Source organism: Natronorubrum amylolyticum, assembly GCF_052040145.1.
Classification (GTDB): Archaea; Halobacteriota; Halobacteria; order Halobacteriales; family Natrialbaceae; genus Natronorubrum.
In genome coordinates, this window is the sequence record NZ_JBPPFW010000004.1 from 425712 (window position 1) to 446684 (window position 20973).

A 20973-nucleotide genomic window follows, 5' to 3' on the forward strand; every position below is an offset into this window, starting at 1 on the left:
GTGTCCGTACGTTGCCGGAAGCCGGGAGGGTAGCTACCGCCGGAGCCACTCGAGCGGCTTCAACACCGCCAGTCGGTAGTCCTCGTGGGGATCGTACTTCGCGAACGAGAGGCTGTTCGCCATCACGCTCACGCTCGAGGCGGCCATCGCCAGTCCGGCCAGCGCCGGATTCAGCAGCCCCAGCGAGGCGATGGGGATCAGCGTCGTGTTGTAGGCGAAGGCCCAGAACAGGTTCTGGCGTACCTTCGAGATGGTCGCCTCCGAAATTCTGACGGCCTTCAGCACGTCCGCCGGATCGTCCCGCATCAGGGTCACGTCAGCCGACTCGATGGCGACGTCGGTGCCCGAACCGATGGCGACGCCGACCTGTGCGGTCGTGAGCGCGGGCGCGTCGTTGACGCCGTCGCCGACCATCATGACTCGAGCCCCCTCCGACTGCAGGTCCTCGATGTGGTCCGCCTTGTCCTCCGGCAACACTTCCGCGCGCACATTGTCGGGGTCGATGCCGACCTGTTCAGCCACCGCGCGGGCCGTCCGCTCGTTGTCGCCGGTGAGCATCACGACCTCGGTCCCGCGCTTGTGAAGCGCTGCGACGGTCTCTGTGGCGCTCTCGCGGACCTCGTCCGCGACGGCGAGCACGCCCAGCAACTGGCCGTCCACGGCGACCGGCATCGCCGTCTTCCCCTCGCGCTCGAGCCGCGTCAGCGCCTCTTCGGCGGGTTCGGTGTCGATTCCCGCGTCCTCGAGGAGCTTCCGACGGCCGATCAACACGGAACCGCGGTCGGTCTCGGCGCGGATGCCGTGGCCGGGAACGTTCTCGAACTCGCTGACCTCGCCGACGTCGATTCCTCGTTCCTCACAACCCTCGACGATCGCGCGGGCGATCGGGTGTTCGGAGCCGGACTCGGCGGTGGCTGCAGCACCGAGGACGAGCGACTCGAGGTCCTCCTCGCGGTCGGTCAGGAGCCCACCGTCTGTCGCAGTATCGCCGCCGTCGGTGGCGGCTCGCTCGCCCACGAGTTCGACGTCCGTCAGCACCATCTCGCCGTGGGTCAGCGTCCCGGTCTTGTCGAAGACGATGGTATCGATACCGCGGACCTGTTCAAGCACGTCGCCGCCCTTGAACAGCACGCCGTTCGTCGCGGAGAGGGTGGAGCCGACCATCGTCGCGGCCGGCGTCGCCAGCCCGAGCGCGCATGGACAGGCGATCAGCAGGGCCGAGGCGAGGACGACGACGGAGAACTCGAAGATCGGCACGCCGCCGACGACGGGACCGCCGCCGACGGGCTCGAGGATCGGAATCCAGCTCCCGAGCGCCGACGAAACGCCGTACAGCGCGTCGGGGAAGAGGAACCAGAGCGTCGCCCAGAGGACGGCGTTGACGATCACCGCGGGGACGAAGTAGGCGCTTACTTTGTCGACCAGCCGCTGGATCTCGGGCTGGCGCGACTGGGCCTCCTTCACCCGGTCGACGATCTGCTGGATCGCCGTCTCGGAGCCGACCTTGGTGGCCTCCACGAGGAGGACGCCGTTCTCGTTGATCGTCGAGCCGACGACCTCGTCGCCCTCGCTCTTCTCGACCGGGACGGACTCGCCGGTGAGCATCGACTCGTCGACCGCACTCTGGCCGTCGACGACCACGCCGTCGGTCGGGATCCGCTCGCCCGGTCGGACCTTCATCACGTCGCCGACGACGACGTTCTCGAGCGGGACCTGGTTCTCTTCGCCGTCTTCGATAATCGTCGCCTCCTCCGCCTCCATCCGCAGGAGTTCGCGCAGCGCGTTGCCGGCCCGGGCCTTCGATCGGACCTCGAGCCAGTTGCCCAGCGTGATGAACCAGAGGATGAACGCGACGGCCTCGAAGTAGAGCCCCTCACTCGTGATGAGTCCGAAGAGGGCGACCGTACTGTACACGTAGCCCGCGGACGTGCCCATCGCGACCAGCGTGTCCATATTGGCCCGCCGGTTGTGCGAGAACGCACGCCAGGCGCCGCGGAGGAACTCCATCCCGAGCGTGGCCATCAGCGCGGTTGCGAGGGCGAACTCGAGAAGCCCCATGACGGAGACGGTCGCGACGCCGAGTCCGATCTCGCCCAGGTGGGGCAACTCGACGAGCCCGAGCATCGCAAGCATGACCGGCACGAACGGAAGCGTGAGGATCCCCCCGCCGATCACCAGTCGACGCTGTCGCCGCAGCTCCTTTTCGACGGCGCGCTCGCGCTGGCTCGAGCCCTGTGCCCCCTCGGTGCCGTCGCTATCGTCGCGGACGGGTTCGTAGCCGGCCTCCTCGACGGCCGCGTGAATCTCGCCCAGCGAGACGTCGTTCGGGTTGTACTCGACGCGGGCCTCGTCCGAAGCGAAGTTCACGTCCGCTCGGATCACGCCCGGAAGATCCGTGACCGCGTCCTCGACGGTTCCGGAACAGGTCGAACACGACATCCCCATCACCGTGATCGTCTCCGTCTCCGAGGCGGCCTCGTAGCCCGCGTCATCGATCGCGTCGTAGACGTCGGCTAGCGAGACGACCTCGGAATCGTAGGCGACCGTCCCCTCGTCGGTCGCGTAGTTCGCACTCGCCGACTCGACGCCCTCGAGGTCCGAAACCGCGTCCTCGACGGTCCCCGAGCACGTCGAACAGGACATGCCGGTGATCTCGAGGTGCGCTCGTCTGGTGTTCATGTATAGCTGTACGGGATAGACGTTCAAGCGGATTGTGCCTTGGAAAGTGGGAATATCTCCCGCCTCGAGTTTCGAAACTAAATTCGGGCGAGCCACCGGACGAACGATCGAATCCGAGCGATACGGAGCCGCCCTCGTTCGGATCACGGCTCTTGCATCGAACGTAGCCGGGCGGTCGTCTACGTATTGCGGTTATTCTACAGCCGTAAGAAGCGCATTCAAGAACTATGTCGATGCGTCGATAACTAGCACGCGATGTCCGCAGACGATTCCCTCGGACGGACGATCCTGCTCGTCGGAGCCGCGGTGCTTCTCGTCGCGGTACTCCTCCCGCTGCTCGTGATGGTTCTCGCGATGCCGATGATGGGACTCGGGTTCGGTCACGCGGGGACCTGGAACGGGACGATGGGATCGGCGTGGCCGTGGCTGGTGGCCTGGGCGGTCCACCTCGGCCTGGTTCTCGCGATCGGCTACGTGCTGTACAGAGCGCTCCGTGGGTCGACGGGTCGACGAACCGACCCGGCGCTCGAGGAACTCCGAACCGCCTACGCTCGCGGCGACCTCTCGAGCGAAGAGTTCGAAGAGCGACGCGAACGACTCGAGCGAGGTGAGCGGCGCTGATGGCCGATTCGAGCCACGACCACGGCGACTCGAGCCACGAAGCGACGAATCCGTCCGCTCGAGGCGAGAAGCCGACGGACAGCTACTGCTCGTGCTGCCGGATCTGTGATTGCTACCGCGACGCGCTAGGTGCCGACGAGAAGCCGGGGGAGCGACGCGCCAAGTACGACGAACCCGACGGAGAAGGCAAACGCGACGAACGCGGTGATGACAGACCCGATCGTCACGAGCACGGTGAAGACAGACCCGACCGTCACGAGCACGGTGAAGACGGACACGACGGTCACGATCACGGTGCGCACGTCGACCACTCGGACCACGAGGACATGTTCCGAAAGCGATTTTTCGTCTCTCTCGTGCTCTCCCTGCCGGTACTGTACTACAGCCCGATGCTGCAGGACTGGTTCGGTTTCACTGCGGTGACGTTCCCCGGCAGCGAGTTCGTCGGCCCCGTTCTCGGGGTCGCGGTCTTCGCCTACGGCGGCATCCCGTTCCTCCGGATGGGCGCGGTCGAGGCGCGCAACCGCGAGCCCGGGATGATGCTCCTGATCTCGCTCGCGATCACCGTCGCCTTCGTCTACAGCGTCGCGGCGGCCGCCTTCGACATCGGGGAGCCGTTCTTCTGGGAACTCGTCACGCTGATCGTCATCTTCCTGCTGGGCCACTGGATCGAGATGCGAAGCGTCAGGCGCGCCTCGGGCGCGCTCGACGAACTCGCCGAGCTGCTGCCGGATACGGCCGAACGGATCGGGGCGGATGGCGAGACCGAAGCGGTTCCGATCGACGACCTCGAGCAGGACGACCTCGTGCTCGTCCGGCCCGGCTCGAACGTGCCGGCAGACGGCGTCGTCGAGGAGGGCGAGTCCAACGTCACCGAAGCGATGATCACCGGCGAGTCGAAGCCGGTGAAGAAAGAACCCGGCGACGAGGTCATCGGCGGCACGACAAACCGCGACGGCAGCCTGCGCGTTCGCGTCGACGCGACGGGGGAGGAGACGACGCTGTCGGGAATCATGCGGCTGGTGGAAGAGGCCCAGGAGAGCCGGTCTCGGACCCAGGTTCTCGCCGACCGGGCCGCGGGCTGGCTCTTCTATGCGGCGCTCGGCGTCGCGGCGATCACCGCCGTCGCCTGGACCGCCGCCGTCGGCTTCGGGCTTCCGGTCGTCGAGCGCGTCGTGACGGTGCTCGTCATCGCCTGTCCGCACGCACTCGGACTGGCCGTCCCGCTCGTGGTCGCGATTAACACCTCGATGGCCGCCCGCCACGGGATGCTCGTCCGCGACCGGATCGCCATGGAGCAAGCGCGAAACCTCGATACCGTCGTCTTCGACAAGACCGGGACGCTCACGGCGGGCGAGCAGGGCATCGTCGAAATCGCCACCGTGGGCGGCCGGAACGAGGACGACGTGCTGACGTTCGCGGCCGCCGCCGAGGGCGATTCGGAGCACATGATCGCTCAAGCCATCCGCGACGAAGCGTCGGATCGCGGTCTCTCGGTGCCCGACGTCCGCGGGTTCGAGGCGCTCGAGGGACGGGGCGTTCGCGCGACGATCGAACGCGATGCGATGCCGGCCGTTACACCCGGGAATGCAGGTCGTTCCGAGGAGAGAGCCGATTCCGGCGGCCGAGACGGCCACACCGTCTCCGTCGGCGGTCCCAACCTGCTCCGATACCTCGAGGTCGAACCGTCCGCCGATCTCGAGCGCTTCGCGGACGAGGCCGGCACTCGGGGCGAGGGCGTCGTCTACGTGTTACACGACGAGGAAATCGTCGGCGCGGTCGCGCTCGCGGACGTGATCCGCGAGGAGAGTTTCGAGGCGATCGACGCGCTCCACGAGATGGGCATCGAGGTGGCGATGCTGACCGGCGACGACGCGGACGTGGCCCACAGCGTGGCCGACGAACTCGGCATCGACACCGTCTTCGCCGAGGTGTTACCCGAGGATAAGGACGAGAAGATCCTCGAGCTACAGGATCGGGGCCACCTCGTCGCGATGGTCGGCGACGGGGTCAACGACGCGCCCGCGCTCACTCGAGCCGACGTGGGAATCGCCATCGGCTCGGGGACCGACGTGGCCGTCGAGTCCGCCGACGTGGTGCTCGTCGAGAACGACCCGCGTGACGTCGCCAGCCTCGTCCGCCTGAGCGCGAAGAGCTACCGAAAGATGCAGGAGAACATCGTCTGGGCGGCCGGCTACAACGTGTTCGCCCTGCCGCTGGCGGCCGGGATTCTCGCACCGATCGGGATCCTGCTCTCGCCGGCCGTCGGCGCGGTGCTCATGTCCGCGAGCACCGTGATCGTGGCGGTCAACGCGCAGTTGCTTCGGCGGGCGGATCTATCGGTGTGAGGGGGTGCCCAAGAACTGTTCTACAGGAGTAGCTGCCCTACCCCTCCGATAAGCACAAGGACCGCCCCGAGAGTCATCGCCCAGACCCACCGATCCGCTGGCACGGACGCAGACGGGTTCTCCGAAAACCCCAGTACGTAAACCGCACTGCAGACCGTTCCGACGCCGCCGATCGCCATCAGTAGGGCTGCGATACCGGTGTTTCCCGCGGCGACACTCGAGAGCCCCATCGCTCCGACGACGACGCCACAGAGGATCGTCGACGCGTAGTAGAGATGTGTGGTATCCATATTAGATACGACACTAACATGTAAGTAATAGTTTCCATGTTAGTGAACAAAGCTCCACCTCTATCGTAGCCACTGAACATCATTGCACACCCGATCGCAGGAGGGAAACGCGGTTCGGAGCGGACGCGGTTCGGAGCGTACGCGGTTCGGAGCGTACGCGGTTCGGAGCGAACGAAGTGAGCGAGAACCGCGGCAAAGCGAACGGTGACCGAAGGGAACCGTGAGCGAACGAAGTGAGCGAGAACCGCGGCAAAGCGAACGGTGACCGAAGGGAACCGTGAGCGAACGAAGTGAGCGAGAACCGCGGCAAAGCGAACGGGGAGGGACGACCCGTGAGCGAACGAAGTGAGCGAGAACCGCGGCGAAGCGAACGGGGAACGAACATGAACCGTGAACGGTCGCACAGCGCCCGTGAGCAGTCCACACGGTGAACACCATGTGGCATACCGGGAACGGACACCGTGATTCGCCCGGATGAAAAGACAATTCCCCCACGGCCGCCAATACGGAGCTAATGCGAATCGCCGTTCCCAACAAGGGCCGCCTGCACGAGCCGACGATCGACCTTCTCGAGCGGGCGGGACTCCATCTCGAGAACGGTGCCGATCGGAAACTGTACGCCGACACGGTCGACCCCGACGTCTCCGTCCTTTTCGCCCGCGCGGCGGACATCCCGGAGTACGTCTCCGACGGCGCGGCGGACCTCGGCATTACGGGGCTCGATCAGGTCCACGAGGCCCGCGTCGACGACGTCTCGGAGCTGCTCGACCTCGAGTTCGGCCGCTGCCGGCTCGTGCTGGCGGCCCCCGAGGACGGCGACATCGAGACCGTCGATGATCTGGCGGGCAAGACCGTCGCGACGGAGTTCCCCAACATCACCCGTGACTTTTTCGAAGACACCGGCGTCGAACCCGATATCGTCGAAGTCACGGGCGCGACGGAGCTGACACCCCACGTCGAGATGGCCGACGCCATCGTCGACATCACGAGCACGGGGACGACGCTCAAGATGAACCGACTCGCGGTGGTCGACGACGTGCTCTCGAGTTCGGTCCGGCTGTTCGGCCGCGAGGACGTCCTCTCCGAGCCGAAAGTCGAGGAGGTTCGGACGGCGCTCTCCTCGGTCAAGCAGGCCGAGGGCAAGCGCTACCTGATGATGAACGTCCCGACGACGAAACTGGACGACGTCCGGGACGTCATTCCCGGGATGGGCGGGCCGACGGTGATGGATATCGCCGGAGCGGACGAGAACGGCGACGGAAAGGTGGCCGTCCACGTCGTCGTCGACGAGCAGGACGTGTTCGAGACGATCACCGAGGTCAAAAAGGCCGGCGCGAGCGATATTTTGGTCACCGAAATCGAACGGTTGATCGAATAACCGACGACTCGTCGACGAATCACCGGGCTTGCTACCGTCTACTCCGATCGCCGCTCCAGTCGGGGATCGATCGACCCCTCGAGCGACTCCTCGTCGAGCAACGGCTCGAACGCCGGGAGCGTCGCTCCGGGGGAGACGAGCCCCTGTACTTGATCGTACGCGAGGGCGCGATGGTCCTCGAGCAGCGGGAGGTGGGTCCGGCAGAGCGAGACGTGGACGCGCTGGCGGAGTTCGAGGAGCGACGTGACGGCCGTCGCGTCGTGTTCGGCGTCCGCGATCCGTGCGACGAGCGTGGACACCGAGAGAGAGCCGTCCTCGGCGAGGAGACTGCGGAGCACCTCGCGTCGACGGTCGTTGCCCAGCACGCGACGGACTGCCGCACGCGGGAGGGCTCCCTGAAATCGCTCGACACTGCCGGGAGCGGGGCTATCCTGCGCGGTTGCCAGTCGGTCTGGATGGATCGTCATCGATAGCTGAAACTCAGCGGAAGATCGAATAAACGCGGTTGGTCGTTCCACTCGATGAGACACGATTCACGCCATTCCGGATCGTTCATGGGTGGTAAACAGTCGATAATTCGGCCGAAGAGACTGATCGGTCCTGATGAACGGTTCTAGAAAAGCGAGGGTAGAGCGGGAGAGGTCGTCGTCGAGAGTGAATCGAGAACCGCGACCGACCGATACTGTCGGTTTCCGTGAGCCAGTTCGACGCAAGCGTCGCTGGGAGTTAGCGTTCACCGCGAGGACCGAAACCGAGCGGCGTTACTCGAGCAGGCCGAGGTCCTCGAGCCGGGAGACGATCTTGTCGACGGCGTGTTCGGCGTCGACAGGCTTCTTTCCGCCGGTGATGACGAGTTTCCCGGAGCCAAAGAGCAGGGCCACCACTTCGGGGTCGTCGAGACGGTAGACGAGGCCGGGGAACTGTTCGGGTTCGTACTCGATGTTCTCGAGGCCGAGACCGATCGCGATCGCGTTCAGGTTGAGGTTGCGGCCCAGGTCGGCGCTGGTGACGATGTTCTGGACGACGATTTCGGGGTCTTCGTTGACCTGAATCTGCAGTTCACGGAGCTTATCGAAGACGATACGCAGGCTCTCGTGGACGTCGTCGGTCGATTTCGCGCCGGTACAGACGATCTTCCCCGAGCGGAAGATCAGGGCGGCGGACTTGGGGTTCTGCGTGCGGTAGACGAGGCCGGGGAACTGTTCGGGGTCGTAGTCGGCCCCCTCGAGGTCCATGGCCACGCTCTGCAGGTCGAGCTCCTGTCCGATACCGGTCGACGCCACCACGTTTTCGATGTTGATGGTGTCCTTGGGATCCGTCATAAGTCGCTTAAAAAGACGTATTTAAGGTTTATAAAGGTTAGTACCGCCACCTGATATATCCGGTATATAGGGCGGCCGCGTCGATCGAATACCGCTCGATTTCACGGCGATTAGTGTCTGACAAACGGTCCTGGCCCGATCGAATCTCGTCTGAAGCGTCAGGTAAAACGGTAGGCTGATGGCGTCCCCGCGGCGACGACTACGCGTGTATCTACTCGAGCTCGGCGGCGAGGACGACGCCTTTGCGGCCCGCGAGGCAGCCAGCGGGGCCGCCGACATCCGTCGGATCGCCCCCGGACTCGCCGTCGCGAACGCCGTCGCTCCCGAGCGAATCCGCGGGTTGGCGTACACCCACCGTGCGAGCGAACTGCTCGGCCGGACCGACGCCGACCCGGCGAGCGCCCGCACGCTGCTCGAGGCCGCGTCGATCGACCGCGACGGGACAGTTGCAGTTCGTGCGACCGACGTCCACGGCTCGAGCGGCGTCGACAGCGGGCGGATCGAGCGTGAACTCGGCCAAATCCTGGTCGATCGTGGCTTCGCGGTGGATCTCGACGATCCCGACCACGTGCTCCGGGCGACGTTTTCGGAGGGGCGACTCGAGGCCGGCGGCGGGCTCGAGGCTGACAACGCGACTGGCGACCTGTTCGCGTCCGAACCGGGCGACGGAGCGCTCGACGAGCCGGTCTCGGTCTGCGCGCTCGGTTGGCTCGCCGCCGAGAGCGTGCGCGATTTCGGCTCGCGCGCGCCCACGGACAAACCGTTCTTCCAGCCCGGGAGCATGGACCCGCTGCTCGCCCGCGCCGTCGCGAACGTCGCGGGGGCCCGGCCCGGGGCGACGGTGCTGGACCCGATGTGTGGCACCGGCGGCGTGCTCGTCGAGGCCGGACTGGTGGGTGCCGACGTCGTCGGGACGGACGCCCAGGCGAAGATGGTCGCGGGTGCACAGGAGAATCTGGGTTACTTTCTCGATTCTGACGACCCCTCTCCTGTGGGTGTCGAGCGAGGCGAGTGGCACGTCGGCCGCGGCGACGGCACCCGTCTGCCGCTGGCCGACGACGCCGTCGACGGCGTGGTGTTCGACGCCCCCTACGGCCGGCAGTCGAAAATCGAGACGCACCGACTCGAGGACCTCGTCTCGGGCGCGTTAGCGGAGGCCTGCCGGGTCGCCCCGCGGGCCGTCGTGGTCGCGGATCGATCCTGGGCCGGCGAGGCGCGAGCGGCGGGCTGGGAACTCGAGGCCGCGTTCGAACGCCGCGTTCATCGGTCGTTGACCCGGTACGTGCTGATTCTCGAGCGACGATAATCGCGAGAGAGCCGTTCAAAGTCGAATGGAACTACGGATACGAATACGCTGCTACCGTGGCGGCTAGGGATTCAACGACCTCCCAGCCGATTCGCTTTCCCTTCGGTCGCTCGCTCATCCCTCGCGAATCGTCTCGCGGTTCGTCCAGTTCACGGTTCCCTTCGGTCACCGTTCACGTTCCGAGGTGCGATCCAGCGCGCCAACACTCAACTGTCAGTAGCTGCCGCACGCTCGAGACCCGTACTATGCCGCCCGTCCGTCGACGAGTCCCTGCAGTTCGGTCGCGACCTCCGGCGGGACGACGATCCGGCGCGGCCCCGCGACGTACTGGCCGTCGGGCTCGGCGTACTCGAGTTTCAGGATCGTCGCGTCGCCGAGTCGGCGCGTCGAGACGCCCTGAATGACCTCGAGATCGATCGCCTGATCGGGATCGTAGAGGTAGATCGTTCGCTTCTCGCGGTCGAGTGTACCGACCGACCGCAGAAACGACGCGAGTACGAGCGCGATGAGCGCAAGGGGGAGCAACAGCGCGGCCATCCCGGTAAACGGGCCGGCACCGACCTCCAGCAGCTCTCGCCGGGAGACGTACCGCCCGACGACCATCAGCGAGCCCATGACGCCCATCATCGCGATCGTTCCGAGCGCGGCGTCCATCGCTCGCTCGAGAGCCGTCCCGGACGGCGTCGCAATTGGAAGCCGGCTGGCAAGGGCCTCGAGCCGGCGTTCGGTGTGACTGGTGACCGCGAACGCGAGAATCGTCACGACGACTGCGGCGAACATCGCGATGATAATCGCGCCGGCGCCGGCCTGGGCGGCGAGATCGTACAGTCGCCAGAAGACGATGATAGTGATCGCAGCGAAGAACGTCCCGACGCCGAGCGACCACAGCAGGCGAACGGTTCGAGACGTCGAGGCGTCGCGTCGCCACTGAATCGTCTCGGTATCGTTCGGATCCGCAGCGTCCTCGTCCATACCAGCACTCGCGACCCGTCGTGTAAAGCCTGTTCGATGTCGGTCAGCCCGTATAGGCGAGTATCAGAACAGCAGCGCGTCGATCACGACGAAGCCGACGTAGGAGATGATAATCGAGCCGGCCAGCGAGCCGATCCACGCGAGGACGGTGTACCCCATCTTGCGCGCGCTGACGCCCCCGCCGGCGCCGGCCGCGGCGTAGCCGCTCCCGATGATCGCGCTGACGATGATCTCGTTGAACGAGACGGGAATGCCGTAGAGAACGGCGACCTGGGCGATGATGAACGACGGGATGAGCGCGGCGATCGACCGGCGCGGACCGAGCGAGGAGTAGTCCTGCGAGATCGCCTTGATCATCCGCGGCGCGCCGGTCCACGAGCCGAGCAGGAGTCCGAAGCCGCCGCCGACGAGCAGGGCGATCAGTGGCAGGCCGACGTCACCCGACAGCGGAATCAGCGGCCCGACCGCCAGTCCAACCTGACTGCCGCCGGCGGAGAACGCGACCAGTCCGCCGAGGATCAACAGGAAATGGCGCTCGCCCTGTTCGATGTCGCTCCGAAGATCGATCGCGATCGCACCCGCCCAAAGCGCCGCCATCACGGCCGTCGCGGCGACGATACCGACGAGCTCCGGCCCCGGAATCCAGCCGCTCGAGGCCTGTGCGATCGATTCGCCGCCGGCACCGTCCGAGCCGAGGATCGCAAACTCGATGTTCGCGACGATGACGCCGACCAGCGCCGACAGGCCGGTTATCAGATACTCCTCGGCGATCGGTTCGCTCCGGAGGACTCGAGCGATCGCGTAGGCGAGGCCACCGCCGACGAAGGGCGTCAGAATCCACAGCGTAGCGATTTCGGTGTACTTCGCCCACGCGGGATCACCGCCCATCGCGAGCCCGACGCCGACGACTGCGCCGGTCACCGTAAACGCGGTCGCTATCGGATACCCCGCGAAGACGCCGATCGCGACCAGCCCGGCCGCGATAATCAGGGCGACGGTCGCCGCCATCGGCGACAGCGTCACGCCGCCGATCAGGTCGGCACCGACCGCCTCGGAGACGTTCGCGCCCTGCAAAACGGCGCCGGCGAAACCGAGAATACCGACGAGAAAGCCCGCTCGCATCACCGAGATCGCGTTCGCGCCGACCGCCGGGGCGAACGGCGTCGACCCGCTCGAGCCAGCACCGATCGCCCAGGCCATGAAGAGACTGGCAAGTGCAGCGACCAGGAACGTCGCGATCGTCACGATCTCGACCATCTATCCCGGCTTACCAGCTAGCCCTACAAGTGTGTGCCGACCTGTACCTGGGCCAGCGACCCCGTCAGTCCCGTTCGCGCGACTGTAGCCGGAGCGGGCAACAGCTATATACGACCCGCTATCGAAGCCGAGATAACCGGAAATAGACTTCCGCATTACGAGATGACTTCGACGAATCCACGCCCGCAATCGGTGACCGCCCTGCTCGCGGCCGAACGCGAACGCTACCGAGATCGGACGCCGAACTCGAAACGACTGGCCGACGATCTTCAGTCGATCGTGCCGGCTGGCGTCTGTAGCACGTACCGGGCGTACGAGCCCTACCCGATCCACGCGGACCGAGCCGAAGGCGCGACGCTCTACGACGTCGACGGCGAATCGTACCTCGATTTCGCACTCAACAACGGAACCCAACTCGTCGGACACGCCCATCCGCGGCTGTCGGAGGCGGCGAAAGCACAGATCGACCGAGGAACGCTGTACACCCGCCCCAGCGAACTCCTCGAGTTCGCAGCCCGACCGCTGATCGACCGCTGGGAGGCGATCGAACGGGTCCGGTTTACGAACAGCGGGACGGAGTCGGTGATGCACGCGACCCGCCTCGCGCGGGCGTACACGGGCCGTGAGAAGATCGTTCAGATGGAAGGTGCCTATCACGGCGCCCACGATCCGGGGTTAGTGAGCAAGATGCCGCCGGTCGACCGGGCGGGGCCAGCAGACGACCCGCGACCGGTCAGAGAGTCGCAGGGTGTTCCCGACGCCGTCCCGGAGAATATTCTGCTCGCGCAGTACAACGACGCCGAGAGCGTCGAACGGCTCCTGCGCGAGCACGGCTCCGAGGTCGCCGGAATTCTCGTCGAACCGGCCTGTCTCAACCTCGGGCTGGTGGAACCGGAAGGTAACTTCCTGTTTCGGGTCCGAGAACTCGCGGACGAGTACGACGTCGTGTTGATCTTCGACGAGGTCAAAACCGGCGTCAAACTCGCTCCGGGCGGCGGTGCGGAGTACTACGGCGTCCAGCCCGATCTCGTCGCGCTCGCCAAGGCGATCGGCGGCGGCTATCCGGTGGGCGCGTTCGGCGGTCGTCGCGAACTCATGTCCCTGATCGCCGACGACCTCGAGGACGAGACGGCCAGCGGGGCGGCCCACTACGGGACGTACAACGGGAACCCGCTGGCGCTGCGTGCGGTCGGCGTCACTCTCGAGGAAATCCTCACGACCGAGGCCTACGACCACGTGACCGCCCTGGCCGAGCGACTCGCGGACGGCTACCGCGACGTGATCGACGACGTCGGGCTCGAGGGCCACGTCGTCACCGCGGGCTCGCAGGGGATGGTCTACTTTACCGACGAACGGATCCGAACGTTCCGGGACTGGGCGGCTATCGACGAGGAGTTTCACGAAGCCTACTGGCTGGGGATGGTCAACAGGAACGTCCTCCCGCATCCCCACGACGCGTCCCAGCAGTGGACGGTGAGCGTCCAGCACACGGCCGCGGACGTCGACGCCCACGTGACGGCGTTCGCCGATCTCGCCAGCGATTTATCCGGCGTCCAACAGTAGTCGACTATGACATCCGAGACGGACCAACGAACCTACGACACGCTCAGGCTGCTCGCGACCCACGAGCCGGTCGGCAGCGTCCGGCTCACGGACCTGCTTCGCGAGCGAGGCTACTCGATCACCGAGCGATCGGTCCGGTTTACCCTCGCGGATCTCGACGAGGACGGATTGACCGAGAAGGTCGGCGGAAAGGGGCGTCGGCTGACGGCCGCGGGGCGTGACGAACTCGAGCGCGGCGGTGTTCGCGGCCGGATCGAACAGGTCCGCGAACGGCTGGCGGAGCTGATCGGACGGGTCACCTACGATCCGACGGCCGACGACGGCGACGTCGTCGTCGGTCGGGTGACCGTCCCCGAAGCCGAGCGATCGACGGTCGAGGAGCTCCTCCGATCGATCGATCGCTCCCCGCTCGGCCCGGCGCCGGTCTCGATCGACCCCGTCGACGGAGACGACGGAACGGTGCTCGAACTCGCCGCGACCTCGAGCGTGACGATCGACGGCGTCCTGCTGGCCAACGGCATCGAGTCGGATCTCGAGACGACCGGGATCGTCGAGTACCGGCCCGACGCCGAGTCGGCCGGAGACGAGGATACCGACGGCGTCGTTCGCGGCGGCTCGATTAGGCGATTCACCGACGTCATCGGGGGCGAACGAGCGACTCTCGACATGGTATCGCTGTTGATCGAGGCCCGGCGGACGACGGTCGGGCGCGTGCTCGAGGGGCAGACCGGACTGGTGGTCGCGGACAACCGGGAGATACCGCTCTCGAGGTACGAGACGGCGCGCGATCTCGCCGTCGAAACCCGCGACGAACTCGGCGGCGTCGTCGACCTCCGCAGACCGCGCGAATCGGGACCGTTCCCGTGGGGTCAGCCGGGCTGGTCGTTCGCCTCGCTGACCTGCATCGGAACCGCAGAGCTCGTTATTTCGGCCGTCGTCGAAGCCGACCTCGCTCTCGAGTGGGAGACTCTCGCCGGAGTCCAACGGCGGTCCGAACTGTCGCCCGTGAGCTCGCCGTAATCGGGACCGGCGCCGAATCGAATCCGTTTCACAGTTTGGTCCAACCACAGTGCGTCGAAACCAAACATCACGCACGAACGGCGCGAGTGAAACCGTGGATGCCCTATTCTACCGTGGGAAGCTTTATGTGTAGCTATCAGCAACTCACTGAGCAAGGTGGCAACATAATGCCGGCATCAGACAGCTACGGACGACGGACGTTCCTTCGAACGACGGCGGCGACCGGAAGCGCCGCTGCGATCGGTGGGCTCGCAGGGTGTACGGGGTTTCTCGACGACGACGAGACGCTGACCGTCGCAGTGTACGGCGGCGTCTTTCAGGACGTTATGGACGACGTCCTGTTCGAGCCGTTCAACGAGGAAGTCGACTTCGAGGCCGAATCCCAGGAGCAGCCGACGGCCGAGGAGGCGCTCTCGCAGTACGATAGCGCCGTGGGCGCGGGCGAAGCGCCGGTCGACGTCGCGATCATGTCGACGGTCGGCGTCCTCCGCGGACTGAACTCCGACCTCTGGCACATCTGGGACGACGAGGACGCGTTCGAGAATCTCCAGTACATCAGCGACGACCTCGTCGAGGAGCGCGAAGGGGGTATCGCCAGTATCGGCGCGCTCTCGTGGTACATCAACCTCGTGCAGAATACCGAGGTGTTCGAGGACCCCATCGACAGCTGGGAAGCGCTCTGGGACGACGAGTACGAAGACCAGATGGGGCTGCTCGGACTCGCCTCCAACTCCTTCTTGCTCGACATCACCGCGGAAGTCCAGTTCGGCGGCCAGGAGATCCTCGAGGACCGAGACGGCGTCGAGGAGGTCTTCGAAGAGCTCGAGGGCGTCACCGACCAGGCGAACTTCTGGTACGAAAACGAGGCCGAGTTCCAGCAGCGACTCCGGGATGCGGAGGTGCCGGCGGGCATGCTCTACAGCGACATCACGAAGGTCATGCAGGAAGACGGCGCGCCCGTCCGGTCGAACTTCGTCGAGGAGGGCTCCGTGATCGACTCCGGCTCGTGGGTCGTCCTCGAGCCATCAGGAATGGTCGAGGAGGCCCAGCAGTTCATCGACTACGCGAGCCGCCCGGAGGTACAAGACCGGCTCGCGGAGGACCTCTTTACCGCGCCGGTGATCGACCGGGAACACTCCGACCTCGACGACGAAACCTACGAGGAGGTCGCCGGACCCGGTCCCGAGGCGGCGATCAGCCCCTACTACGACCTCTATCTCGAAGAGGAGGAGTGGGTCAACCAACAGTGGGAAGAGTTCATTATCGGCTAAGCTCCGATGAGCGGAATCTCACTGTCGGGCGTCACGAAGCGATATCCGGGTGGTGTGCTCGCGGTCAAGGGAGTCGATATCGACATCGAGAGCGGCGAGTTCGTCACGCTCGTCGGTCCCTCCGGCTGCGGGAAGACGACGACGCTGCGGACCATCGCCGGCTTCGAGCGGCCGACTGACGGAACGATTTCGATCGACGGAACCGACGTCACCGACGCGCCGCCCTACGAGCGCAACACGGGAATGGTGTTCCAGGACTTCGCGCTGTTTCCCCACCTAACCATTCACGAGAACGTCGCCTACGGAATGGAGGTCAGCGGCGACTACACCGACGAAGAGATCGACGCGAGAGTCGCGGAGATGCTCGAACTCGTCGAACTCCCCGGCGTCGGCGACCGGACGCCGGACCAGCTCTCGGGCGGGCAACAACAGCGGATCGCGCTCGCTCGCGCGCTCGCCCCGCGACCGGACGCGCTGTTGCTGGACGAACCGCTCGCGAGCCTCGACAAGAAGCTCCGCGAGCAGATGCAGGTCGAATTACGTCGAATCCAGCAGGAAGTCGGCATCACGACCGTCTTCGTCACCCACAATCAGGAGGAGGCGTTGACGATGTCCGACCGCCTCGCCGTGATGAACGACGGTCGATTCGAACAGGTCGGTCCGCCGGAGGAAGTGTACAACAACCCCAAGACGCGGTTCGTCGCCGACTTCCTCGGCACGGCGAACCTCTTCGACGGCTCCGTGACGAGCGTCGAGGACGGCTACGCGACCGTCGACTGTCAGGACGCGACGATCCGCGCCCTCGGAAACAGCGTCGAGGTGGGTGAGACGGTCTCGGTCGTCGCTCGACCGGAACGGCTCGCGATCGACGCACTGGACGCCGATGGCGGAACCGCCGAGAACGCGTTCAACGCAACGGTCCGGTTCAAGCGACACCTCGGGAGCAGCGTCGAGTACCAACTCGAGACCGACGACGGCCGCGAACTCGTCGTCGCCCGACGAAGCGGAACGGACGAACGGTCGCCGGGCGACCGGGTATCGGTCCGGATCGGGGCCGACGACTGCCGAATCGTGGAGGCGTAGATGGGAACAGAATCATCGACCGACGCCGACGAACCGGCACGTGCGGGATTGAAGTCGAACACCAAGTGGTACGCGCTCGGCTACCCGTTGTTCTGGCTCGTCGCCGTCTTTCTGGTGCCGCTCGCGATGCTCGTCGTCTTTAGCTTCTACGTGAACATCTCCGGCGGCTCCTACCGGCCGGGCTTTACCCTCGAGAACTACGCGCGATTCCTCGACGTGAGTGTCACGCTCGGCTGGCCGCCGATCGAGACGAACCTCTATCTCAGACAGCTCTGGCTGACGATCGAACTGTCGCTGGTCACGGCCGTCGGCTCGTTGCTGCTCGGCTATCCCATCGCGTACTACCTCGCGCGGATGGACCGACCGTGGCTGCGAAGCCTGCTGTTGATCACGATCATCTCCTCGCTGTGGGTGACGTACGTGATCCGCGCCTACGCCTGGCAGGTCATTCTGGCCTCCGGAGGCGTCCTGAGCTCGATCGGCGTCAGAGTCGGTCTGCTCGCCGAACCGCAGTCGTTCTATCCGGGCTACTGGGGACTCGTCGTCGGCATGGTGTACGTCTTCCTCCCGTTCATGATCCTCACGCTCTACAGCAGCATTCGCAACATCGACGGCGAACTCATCGAGGCCTCGAAGAACCTCGGAGCGGGGCCGGTAACGACGTTCCGACGGGTGACGCTCCCACTGTCGAAAAACGGCGTCACCAGCGGAATGGCGTTGGTGTTCATCCTCGCGCTCGGCGCCTACGTCTTGCCCCGACTGCTCGGCAGTTCCGCCGAGCGAACGCTGCCGGTGTTGATCGAGGCCCAGATCATGGGCGAGCAGAACTACCCGTTCGCCGCTGCAATGAGCATCGGACTGATCGTGGTCGTGCTCGCGTTCCTCTGGGCGATGGTCCGGTTCACCAACGTGACGGCCGCCAGTCTCGGCGGCAACGAGGTGGCCGAACCCGACGGTGGAAAGCCCGATTCGGCCGCCTACGAGTCGTCCGCAGGGTCGACGCGGTTCCGTTCCAGCCTCGCCGCCGCAGCGTCGGCCGTCGGGCTGACCCGGCTGGCCGCCAGCGCGGGAACGGGGCTCGACAGCGTCATTACGACCGTCGACGCCCGGACCCGCGAGCGAGTGATCTGGACGGCGAGTCGGCTCTACGTCATCGCAGCGATGACGTTTATCGCGGCACCGCTGGGGATCATTATCGCCGTCTCGGTCACGCCGGAACAGTTCCTTACGTTCCCGCCGGGCGGCTTCTCGATGCAGTGGTACGTCGAGTTCTTCACCGACCCCTCGTGGCTCGTCGCGCTGATTAACAGTCTCGGCATCGCCGGGGCCGCCGCGCTCTTGAGCACGACGATCGGCGGTTCGCTCGCGTTTGCCCTCGACCGGTACGGTTACCGGTGGAGCGCGATTCTCGGCACCTTCGGTGTGCTCCCGATTCTGGTTCCGCCGGTCATCATCGGCGTGGCGTTTCTCGTCTTCTTCCTCGAACTCGGCTTCGCGGGGACTCGAGCGGGCATCGTCGTCGCCCACGGGATCTTCTACGCCCCGTTCCCGTTCATCCTCATCTCCCAGGGGCTCGACGAACTCGATCGGACCTACGAGGAGGCCGCGATGAACCTCGGCGCGTCCCCGATCGAGACGATTCGGACGATCACGTATCCGCTCCTGCGGGCGAACGTGATCTCCGGCGCGCTGTTCGCGTTCATCCTCTCGTTGAACGAGTACATCATCGCCTGGCTGCTGTCGCTATTCCTCGTCGACACGATCCCGATCCAGATCTTCAACTCCCTGCGGTACGGCTACTCGCCGACCATCGCGGCCGCGAGCGTGGTCTTCATTGCGCTCACCGTCGTCGTGATGGTCGCGATCGATCGGCTCTCCGGAGGGATCTGGGAGTGACCGGGGCCACGGATGTCACGATCGTCGCCGCCCAGACGGTCCCCGCGTTCGGTGCCGTCGACCGAAACCGCTCGAGAACGGTCGAACTCGTCCGCGAGCACGCCGACGCCGATCTCGTCGTCCTCCCCGAACTGGCGACAACGGGCTACGTCTTCGAATCTCGAGCCGAACTCGAGACGCTGGCGGAGCCACGTGACGGAAAAACGGCCGAAACGTGGGCTACAGTCGCCAGCGAAACCGATACGTGGATCGTCGGCGGCCTCGCCGAAGTCGACGGCGACTCGTACTACAACAGTTCGCTCGTCGTCTCTCCCGACGGCGTCGAGGGCGGTTATCGGAAAGCCCACCTCTGGAACGAGGAGAAGCGGTGGTTCGAACCCGGGGACGAACTCCCCACGTTTGAGACGCCGTTCGGTCGGCTCGGGGTGCAGATCTGTAACGACCTCTGGTTTAGCGAGACGACGGTGGCTCAGGCCCGCGCGGGCGTCGACCTCGTCGCCGTGCCGACGAACTGGGTTCCGAGCCCGAGCGAGGGCGAACGGCCCGCGGGGTGGACGATGGGCGTCCATCAGGCGGTCGCCCACGCGAACGAGAACCGAGTGTTCGTCGCGTGTGCGGACCGCGCCGGAACCGAACGCGGAACATCGTTCGAAGGACAGAGCGTGATCGTCGATCCGGATGGGGTCCCGCTCGCCGGACCGGCACCGACGACGGGCGAACACGTCCTCACGGCCGACTGTGACCTCGAGCGGGCTCGAACCAAGGCGTTGACCCCCCGCGATGACGCGCTCGCGGATCGTCGGCCGGACGTGTACGATCTAGAGTAGCACGCGACTTCAGTATCGATCAGCCCTCGAGTAGCGCACGACGACGATATCGACTAATCGTCCAGCATCGGTTCCGGCCGCGCCGACCGAATCGATTGCACCGACTCGAGTTCGCTTCGTTCGATCGTTCCGGACAGCGTCTCCCAGTCTTCGGCCAATCCGTACTCGCTGAGGACGGTCAACAGGAGTTCTCCGGGGCCGATGTACGTGATCGAGCCGAAGGCCCACGTCGAGGTCCCGCTCGGGAGGTGGCTCTGTTCGCGCGGTCGTCGGAACTCGAGGGCGCCACCGAGGGACCGCCGCGTCGCGACCGCGAGATCCCTGGCCTCCTCGAAGCGGTTGATCGGGAACTCGCGGCTGTCGCCGACGAGCAGGCCCGCCTCGCCTTCCTCGAGGATCGTCGCCGCGTCGGTGCGCCCGGCTTCGATGAGCAGCGAGACGACGTCGATCGAGGACCCCTCGCCGTTGATTACGTCAATATGCCGTCGAATGTGACCGCCCTGTTGGGGGACGACGTCGTTCGTCGACGCCGTCTCGCGGGGTTCGTACTCGAGGAGATCCGCGTTCGAGATGTTGGCGTCGACGCCGTGAGCGAGCAAGACGCCGTCCAGCGTGATACTCGAGGCGGTGGTGAGTCGAACGTCTCCGGGGTCGTCGTCGTCCCTGCTCTCCTCGAGCGACACCAGAATCGGGCCGAGCGGGAGGTCCCCGAGGCGTTCGATCAGTTCGAGCGCTTCGTCGACGTTCGCTTCGGGGAGGTAGGCCGTCGAGGCGACCAGTGCGCCGCTGTCATCGATCGGATCGTAGCTCACGCGGCTGGTGAGCGTGGCGATCCGGGCCCGGAGCTGTTCGAGACGGGTGTTGACGTCACCCTTCTCGAGTTCGGCCCGGCCTTTCGTCGTCAGCTGACGCCCCTGTCCCGGCACTTTCTCGGTCAGGCCGAGGTCGTCGAGTTCGGAGAGTCGCAGTCTGATCGTTCGATCCTTGATATCGTAGCCGTGGAGCTGCATCAGTTCGAAGAGTTGGATGCTGCCGATCGGTCCGTGCCGATCCACGAGGCGAAGGAGATCGTACGTGCGTCGCTCGAGTTCCGGCGCCATCTATCTACCCTAGTAGCGGGGGGTCATCACCAAGGTTTGG

The 20973-nt window shown here is 65.7% G+C and carries 17 protein-coding genes; 10 read left to right on the forward strand and 7 right to left on the reverse strand.

Features of this window, described 5'->3' with window-relative positions; genetic code table 11:
• Nucleotides 1-33: 33 nt before the first annotated feature.
• Nucleotides 34-2679, reverse strand: a complete 2646-nt coding sequence (locus ACSFDB_RS17680; RefSeq protein WP_440772224.1) for a heavy metal translocating P-type ATPase — start codon at nt 2677-2679, stop codon at nt 34-36.
• Nucleotides 2680-2934: 255 nt separating this feature from the next.
• Here ACSFDB_RS17680 and ACSFDB_RS17685 point away from each other — a divergent pair, with 255 nt between their 5' ends.
• Both ACSFDB_RS17685 and ACSFDB_RS17690 read left to right on the forward strand, forming a co-directional pair.
• Nucleotides 2935-3300: an SHOCT domain-containing protein gene (locus ACSFDB_RS17685; RefSeq protein ID WP_440772225.1), complete on the forward strand. Its 366-nt coding sequence runs from the start codon at nt 2935-2937 to the stop codon at nt 3298-3300.
• The gene (locus ACSFDB_RS17690) at nt 3300-5648 is read left to right on the forward strand and encodes a heavy metal translocating P-type ATPase (protein ID WP_440772226.1); all 2349 of its coding nucleotides are present in this window, start codon (nt 3300-3302) and stop codon (nt 5646-5648) included. Before ACSFDB_RS17685 ends, ACSFDB_RS17690 begins: the two co-directional genes overlap by 1 nt.
• Nucleotides 5649-5668: 20 nt before the next feature.
• On the opposite strand, the gene ACSFDB_RS17695 is transcribed toward ACSFDB_RS17690, so the two are convergent.
• Nucleotides 5669-5938: a hypothetical protein gene (locus ACSFDB_RS17695; RefSeq protein ID WP_440772227.1), complete on the reverse strand. Its 270-nt coding sequence runs from the start codon at nt 5936-5938 to the stop codon at nt 5669-5671.
• Nucleotides 5939-6452: 514 nt separating this feature from the next.
• Between ACSFDB_RS17695 and hisG the strand changes: the two genes are divergently transcribed.
• Nucleotides 6453-7316, forward strand: coding sequence for an ATP phosphoribosyltransferase (gene hisG / locus ACSFDB_RS17700; protein WP_440772228.1), 864 nt, complete (start codon nt 6453-6455; stop codon nt 7314-7316).
• A 38-nt stretch (nt 7317-7354) separates the two neighbouring features.
• Here hisG and ACSFDB_RS17705 read toward each other — a convergent pair whose 3' ends face one another.
• Both ACSFDB_RS17705 and ACSFDB_RS17710 read right to left on the reverse strand, forming a co-directional pair.
• A complete protein-coding gene (locus tag ACSFDB_RS17705) occupies nt 7355-7783 on the reverse strand; it encodes a DUF7344 domain-containing protein (protein WP_440772229.1) in 429 nt (142 codons plus the stop codon).
• Nucleotides 7784-8077: 294 nt separating this feature from the next.
• Nucleotides 8078-8638 (reverse strand): TATA-box-binding protein, encoded by a 561-nt coding sequence (locus ACSFDB_RS17710; RefSeq protein ID WP_006092636.1) that lies wholly within the window; start codon nt 8636-8638, stop codon nt 8078-8080.
• 205 nt (nt 8639-8843) lie between these two features.
• On the opposite strand from ACSFDB_RS17710, the gene ACSFDB_RS17715 reads away from it, so the two are divergent.
• A complete protein-coding gene (locus tag ACSFDB_RS17715; RefSeq protein ID WP_440772230.1) occupies nt 8844-9944 on the forward strand; it encodes a TIGR01177 family methyltransferase in 1101 nt (366 codons plus the stop codon).
• Nucleotides 9945-10187: 243 nt separating this feature from the next.
• Here the strand turns inward: ACSFDB_RS17715 and ACSFDB_RS17720 are convergent, their stop codons facing one another.
• Together ACSFDB_RS17720 and ACSFDB_RS17725 are read right to left on the reverse strand one after the other, a co-directional pair.
• Entirely contained in the window at nt 10188-10916 is a 729-nt protein-coding gene (locus ACSFDB_RS17720) for a hypothetical protein (protein ID WP_440772231.1), read from the reverse strand.
• Between the two features lie 63 nt (nt 10917-10979).
• On the reverse strand, nt 10980-12173 hold the full coding sequence (locus ACSFDB_RS17725; protein ID WP_440772232.1) for an inorganic phosphate transporter: 1194 nt from the start codon (nt 12171-12173) through the stop codon (nt 10980-10982).
• Between the two features lie 162 nt (nt 12174-12335).
• On the opposite strand from ACSFDB_RS17725, the gene ACSFDB_RS17730 reads away from it, so the two are divergent.
• The 6 genes from ACSFDB_RS17730 (at nt 12336) to ACSFDB_RS17755 (ending at nt 19833) form a co-directional block, all read left to right on the forward strand.
• A complete protein-coding gene (locus ACSFDB_RS17730; RefSeq protein WP_440772233.1) occupies nt 12336-13736 on the forward strand; it encodes an aspartate aminotransferase family protein in 1401 nt (466 codons plus the stop codon).
• A 6-nt stretch (nt 13737-13742) separates the two neighbouring features.
• Nucleotides 13743-14756: an NrpR regulatory domain-containing protein gene (locus ACSFDB_RS17735; protein ID WP_440772234.1), complete on the forward strand. Its 1014-nt coding sequence runs from the start codon at nt 13743-13745 to the stop codon at nt 14754-14756.
• A gap of 167 nt (nt 14757-14923) precedes the next feature.
• Nucleotides 14924-16027 carry an extracellular solute-binding protein gene (locus ACSFDB_RS17740; protein WP_440772235.1) on the forward strand — a complete coding sequence of 368 codons (1104 nt, stop codon included), beginning with the start codon at nt 14924-14926 and terminating at the stop codon, nt 16025-16027.
• 6 nt (nt 16028-16033) lie between these two features.
• Nucleotides 16034-17110: an ABC transporter ATP-binding protein gene (locus ACSFDB_RS17745; RefSeq protein WP_440772236.1), complete on the forward strand. Its 1077-nt coding sequence runs from the start codon at nt 16034-16036 to the stop codon at nt 17108-17110.
• Complete coding sequence (locus ACSFDB_RS17750; RefSeq protein ID WP_440772237.1) at nt 17111-19006, forward strand: ABC transporter permease subunit; 1896 nt, start codon at nt 17111-17113, stop codon at nt 19004-19006.
• A complete protein-coding gene (locus tag ACSFDB_RS17755; RefSeq protein WP_440772238.1) occupies nt 19003-19833 on the forward strand; it encodes a nitrilase family protein in 831 nt (276 codons plus the stop codon). Before ACSFDB_RS17750 ends, ACSFDB_RS17755 begins: the two co-directional genes overlap by 4 nt.
• A gap of 53 nt (nt 19834-19886) precedes the next feature.
• Here the strand turns inward: ACSFDB_RS17755 and ACSFDB_RS17760 are convergent, their stop codons facing one another.
• Complete coding sequence (locus ACSFDB_RS17760) at nt 19887-20933, reverse strand: NrpR regulatory domain-containing protein (protein WP_440772239.1); 1047 nt, start codon at nt 20931-20933, stop codon at nt 19887-19889.
• Nucleotides 20934-20973 lie beyond the last annotated feature (40 nt).

Excerpts from the sequence above, each read along its gene's own strand:
- ACSFDB_RS17730 (WP_440772233.1), top strand. The coding sequence starts at position 12,336 with ATGACTTCGACGAATCCACGCCCGCAATCGGTGACCGCCCTGCTCGCG.
- ACSFDB_RS17725 (WP_440772232.1), bottom strand. The coding sequence starts at position 12,173 with ATGGTCGAGATCGTGACGATCGCGACGTTCCTGGTCGCTGCACTTGCC.
- ACSFDB_RS17740 (WP_440772235.1), top strand. The coding sequence starts at position 14,924 with ATGCCGGCATCAGACAGCTACGGACGACGGACGTTCCTTCGAACGACG.
- ACSFDB_RS17685 (WP_440772225.1), top strand. The coding sequence starts at position 2,935 with ATGTCCGCAGACGATTCCCTCGGACGGACGATCCTGCTCGTCGGAGCC.
- ACSFDB_RS17710 (WP_006092636.1), bottom strand. The coding sequence starts at position 8,638 with ATGACGGATCCCAAGGACACCATCAACATCGAAAACGTGGTGGCGTCG.
- hisG (WP_440772228.1), top strand. The coding sequence starts at position 6,453 with ATGCGAATCGCCGTTCCCAACAAGGGCCGCCTGCACGAGCCGACGATC.
- ACSFDB_RS17720 (WP_440772231.1), bottom strand. The coding sequence starts at position 10,916 with ATGGACGAGGACGCTGCGGATCCGAACGATACCGAGACGATTCAGTGG.
- ACSFDB_RS17745 (WP_440772236.1), top strand. The coding sequence starts at position 16,034 with ATGAGCGGAATCTCACTGTCGGGCGTCACGAAGCGATATCCGGGTGGT.
- ACSFDB_RS17735 (WP_440772234.1), top strand. The coding sequence starts at position 13,743 with ATGACATCCGAGACGGACCAACGAACCTACGACACGCTCAGGCTGCTC.
- ACSFDB_RS17705 (WP_440772229.1), bottom strand. The coding sequence starts at position 7,783 with ATGACGATCCATCCAGACCGACTGGCAACCGCGCAGGATAGCCCCGCT.
- ACSFDB_RS17690 (WP_440772226.1), top strand. The coding sequence starts at position 3,300 with ATGGCCGATTCGAGCCACGACCACGGCGACTCGAGCCACGAAGCGACG.
- ACSFDB_RS17750 (WP_440772237.1), top strand. The coding sequence starts at position 17,111 with ATGGGAACAGAATCATCGACCGACGCCGACGAACCGGCACGTGCGGGA.
- ACSFDB_RS17695 (WP_440772227.1), bottom strand. The coding sequence starts at position 5,938 with ATGGATACCACACATCTCTACTACGCGTCGACGATCCTCTGTGGCGTC.
- ACSFDB_RS17680 (WP_440772224.1), bottom strand. The coding sequence starts at position 2,679 with ATGAACACCAGACGAGCGCACCTCGAGATCACCGGCATGTCCTGTTCG.
- ACSFDB_RS17760 (WP_440772239.1), bottom strand. The coding sequence starts at position 20,933 with ATGGCGCCGGAACTCGAGCGACGCACGTACGATCTCCTTCGCCTCGTG.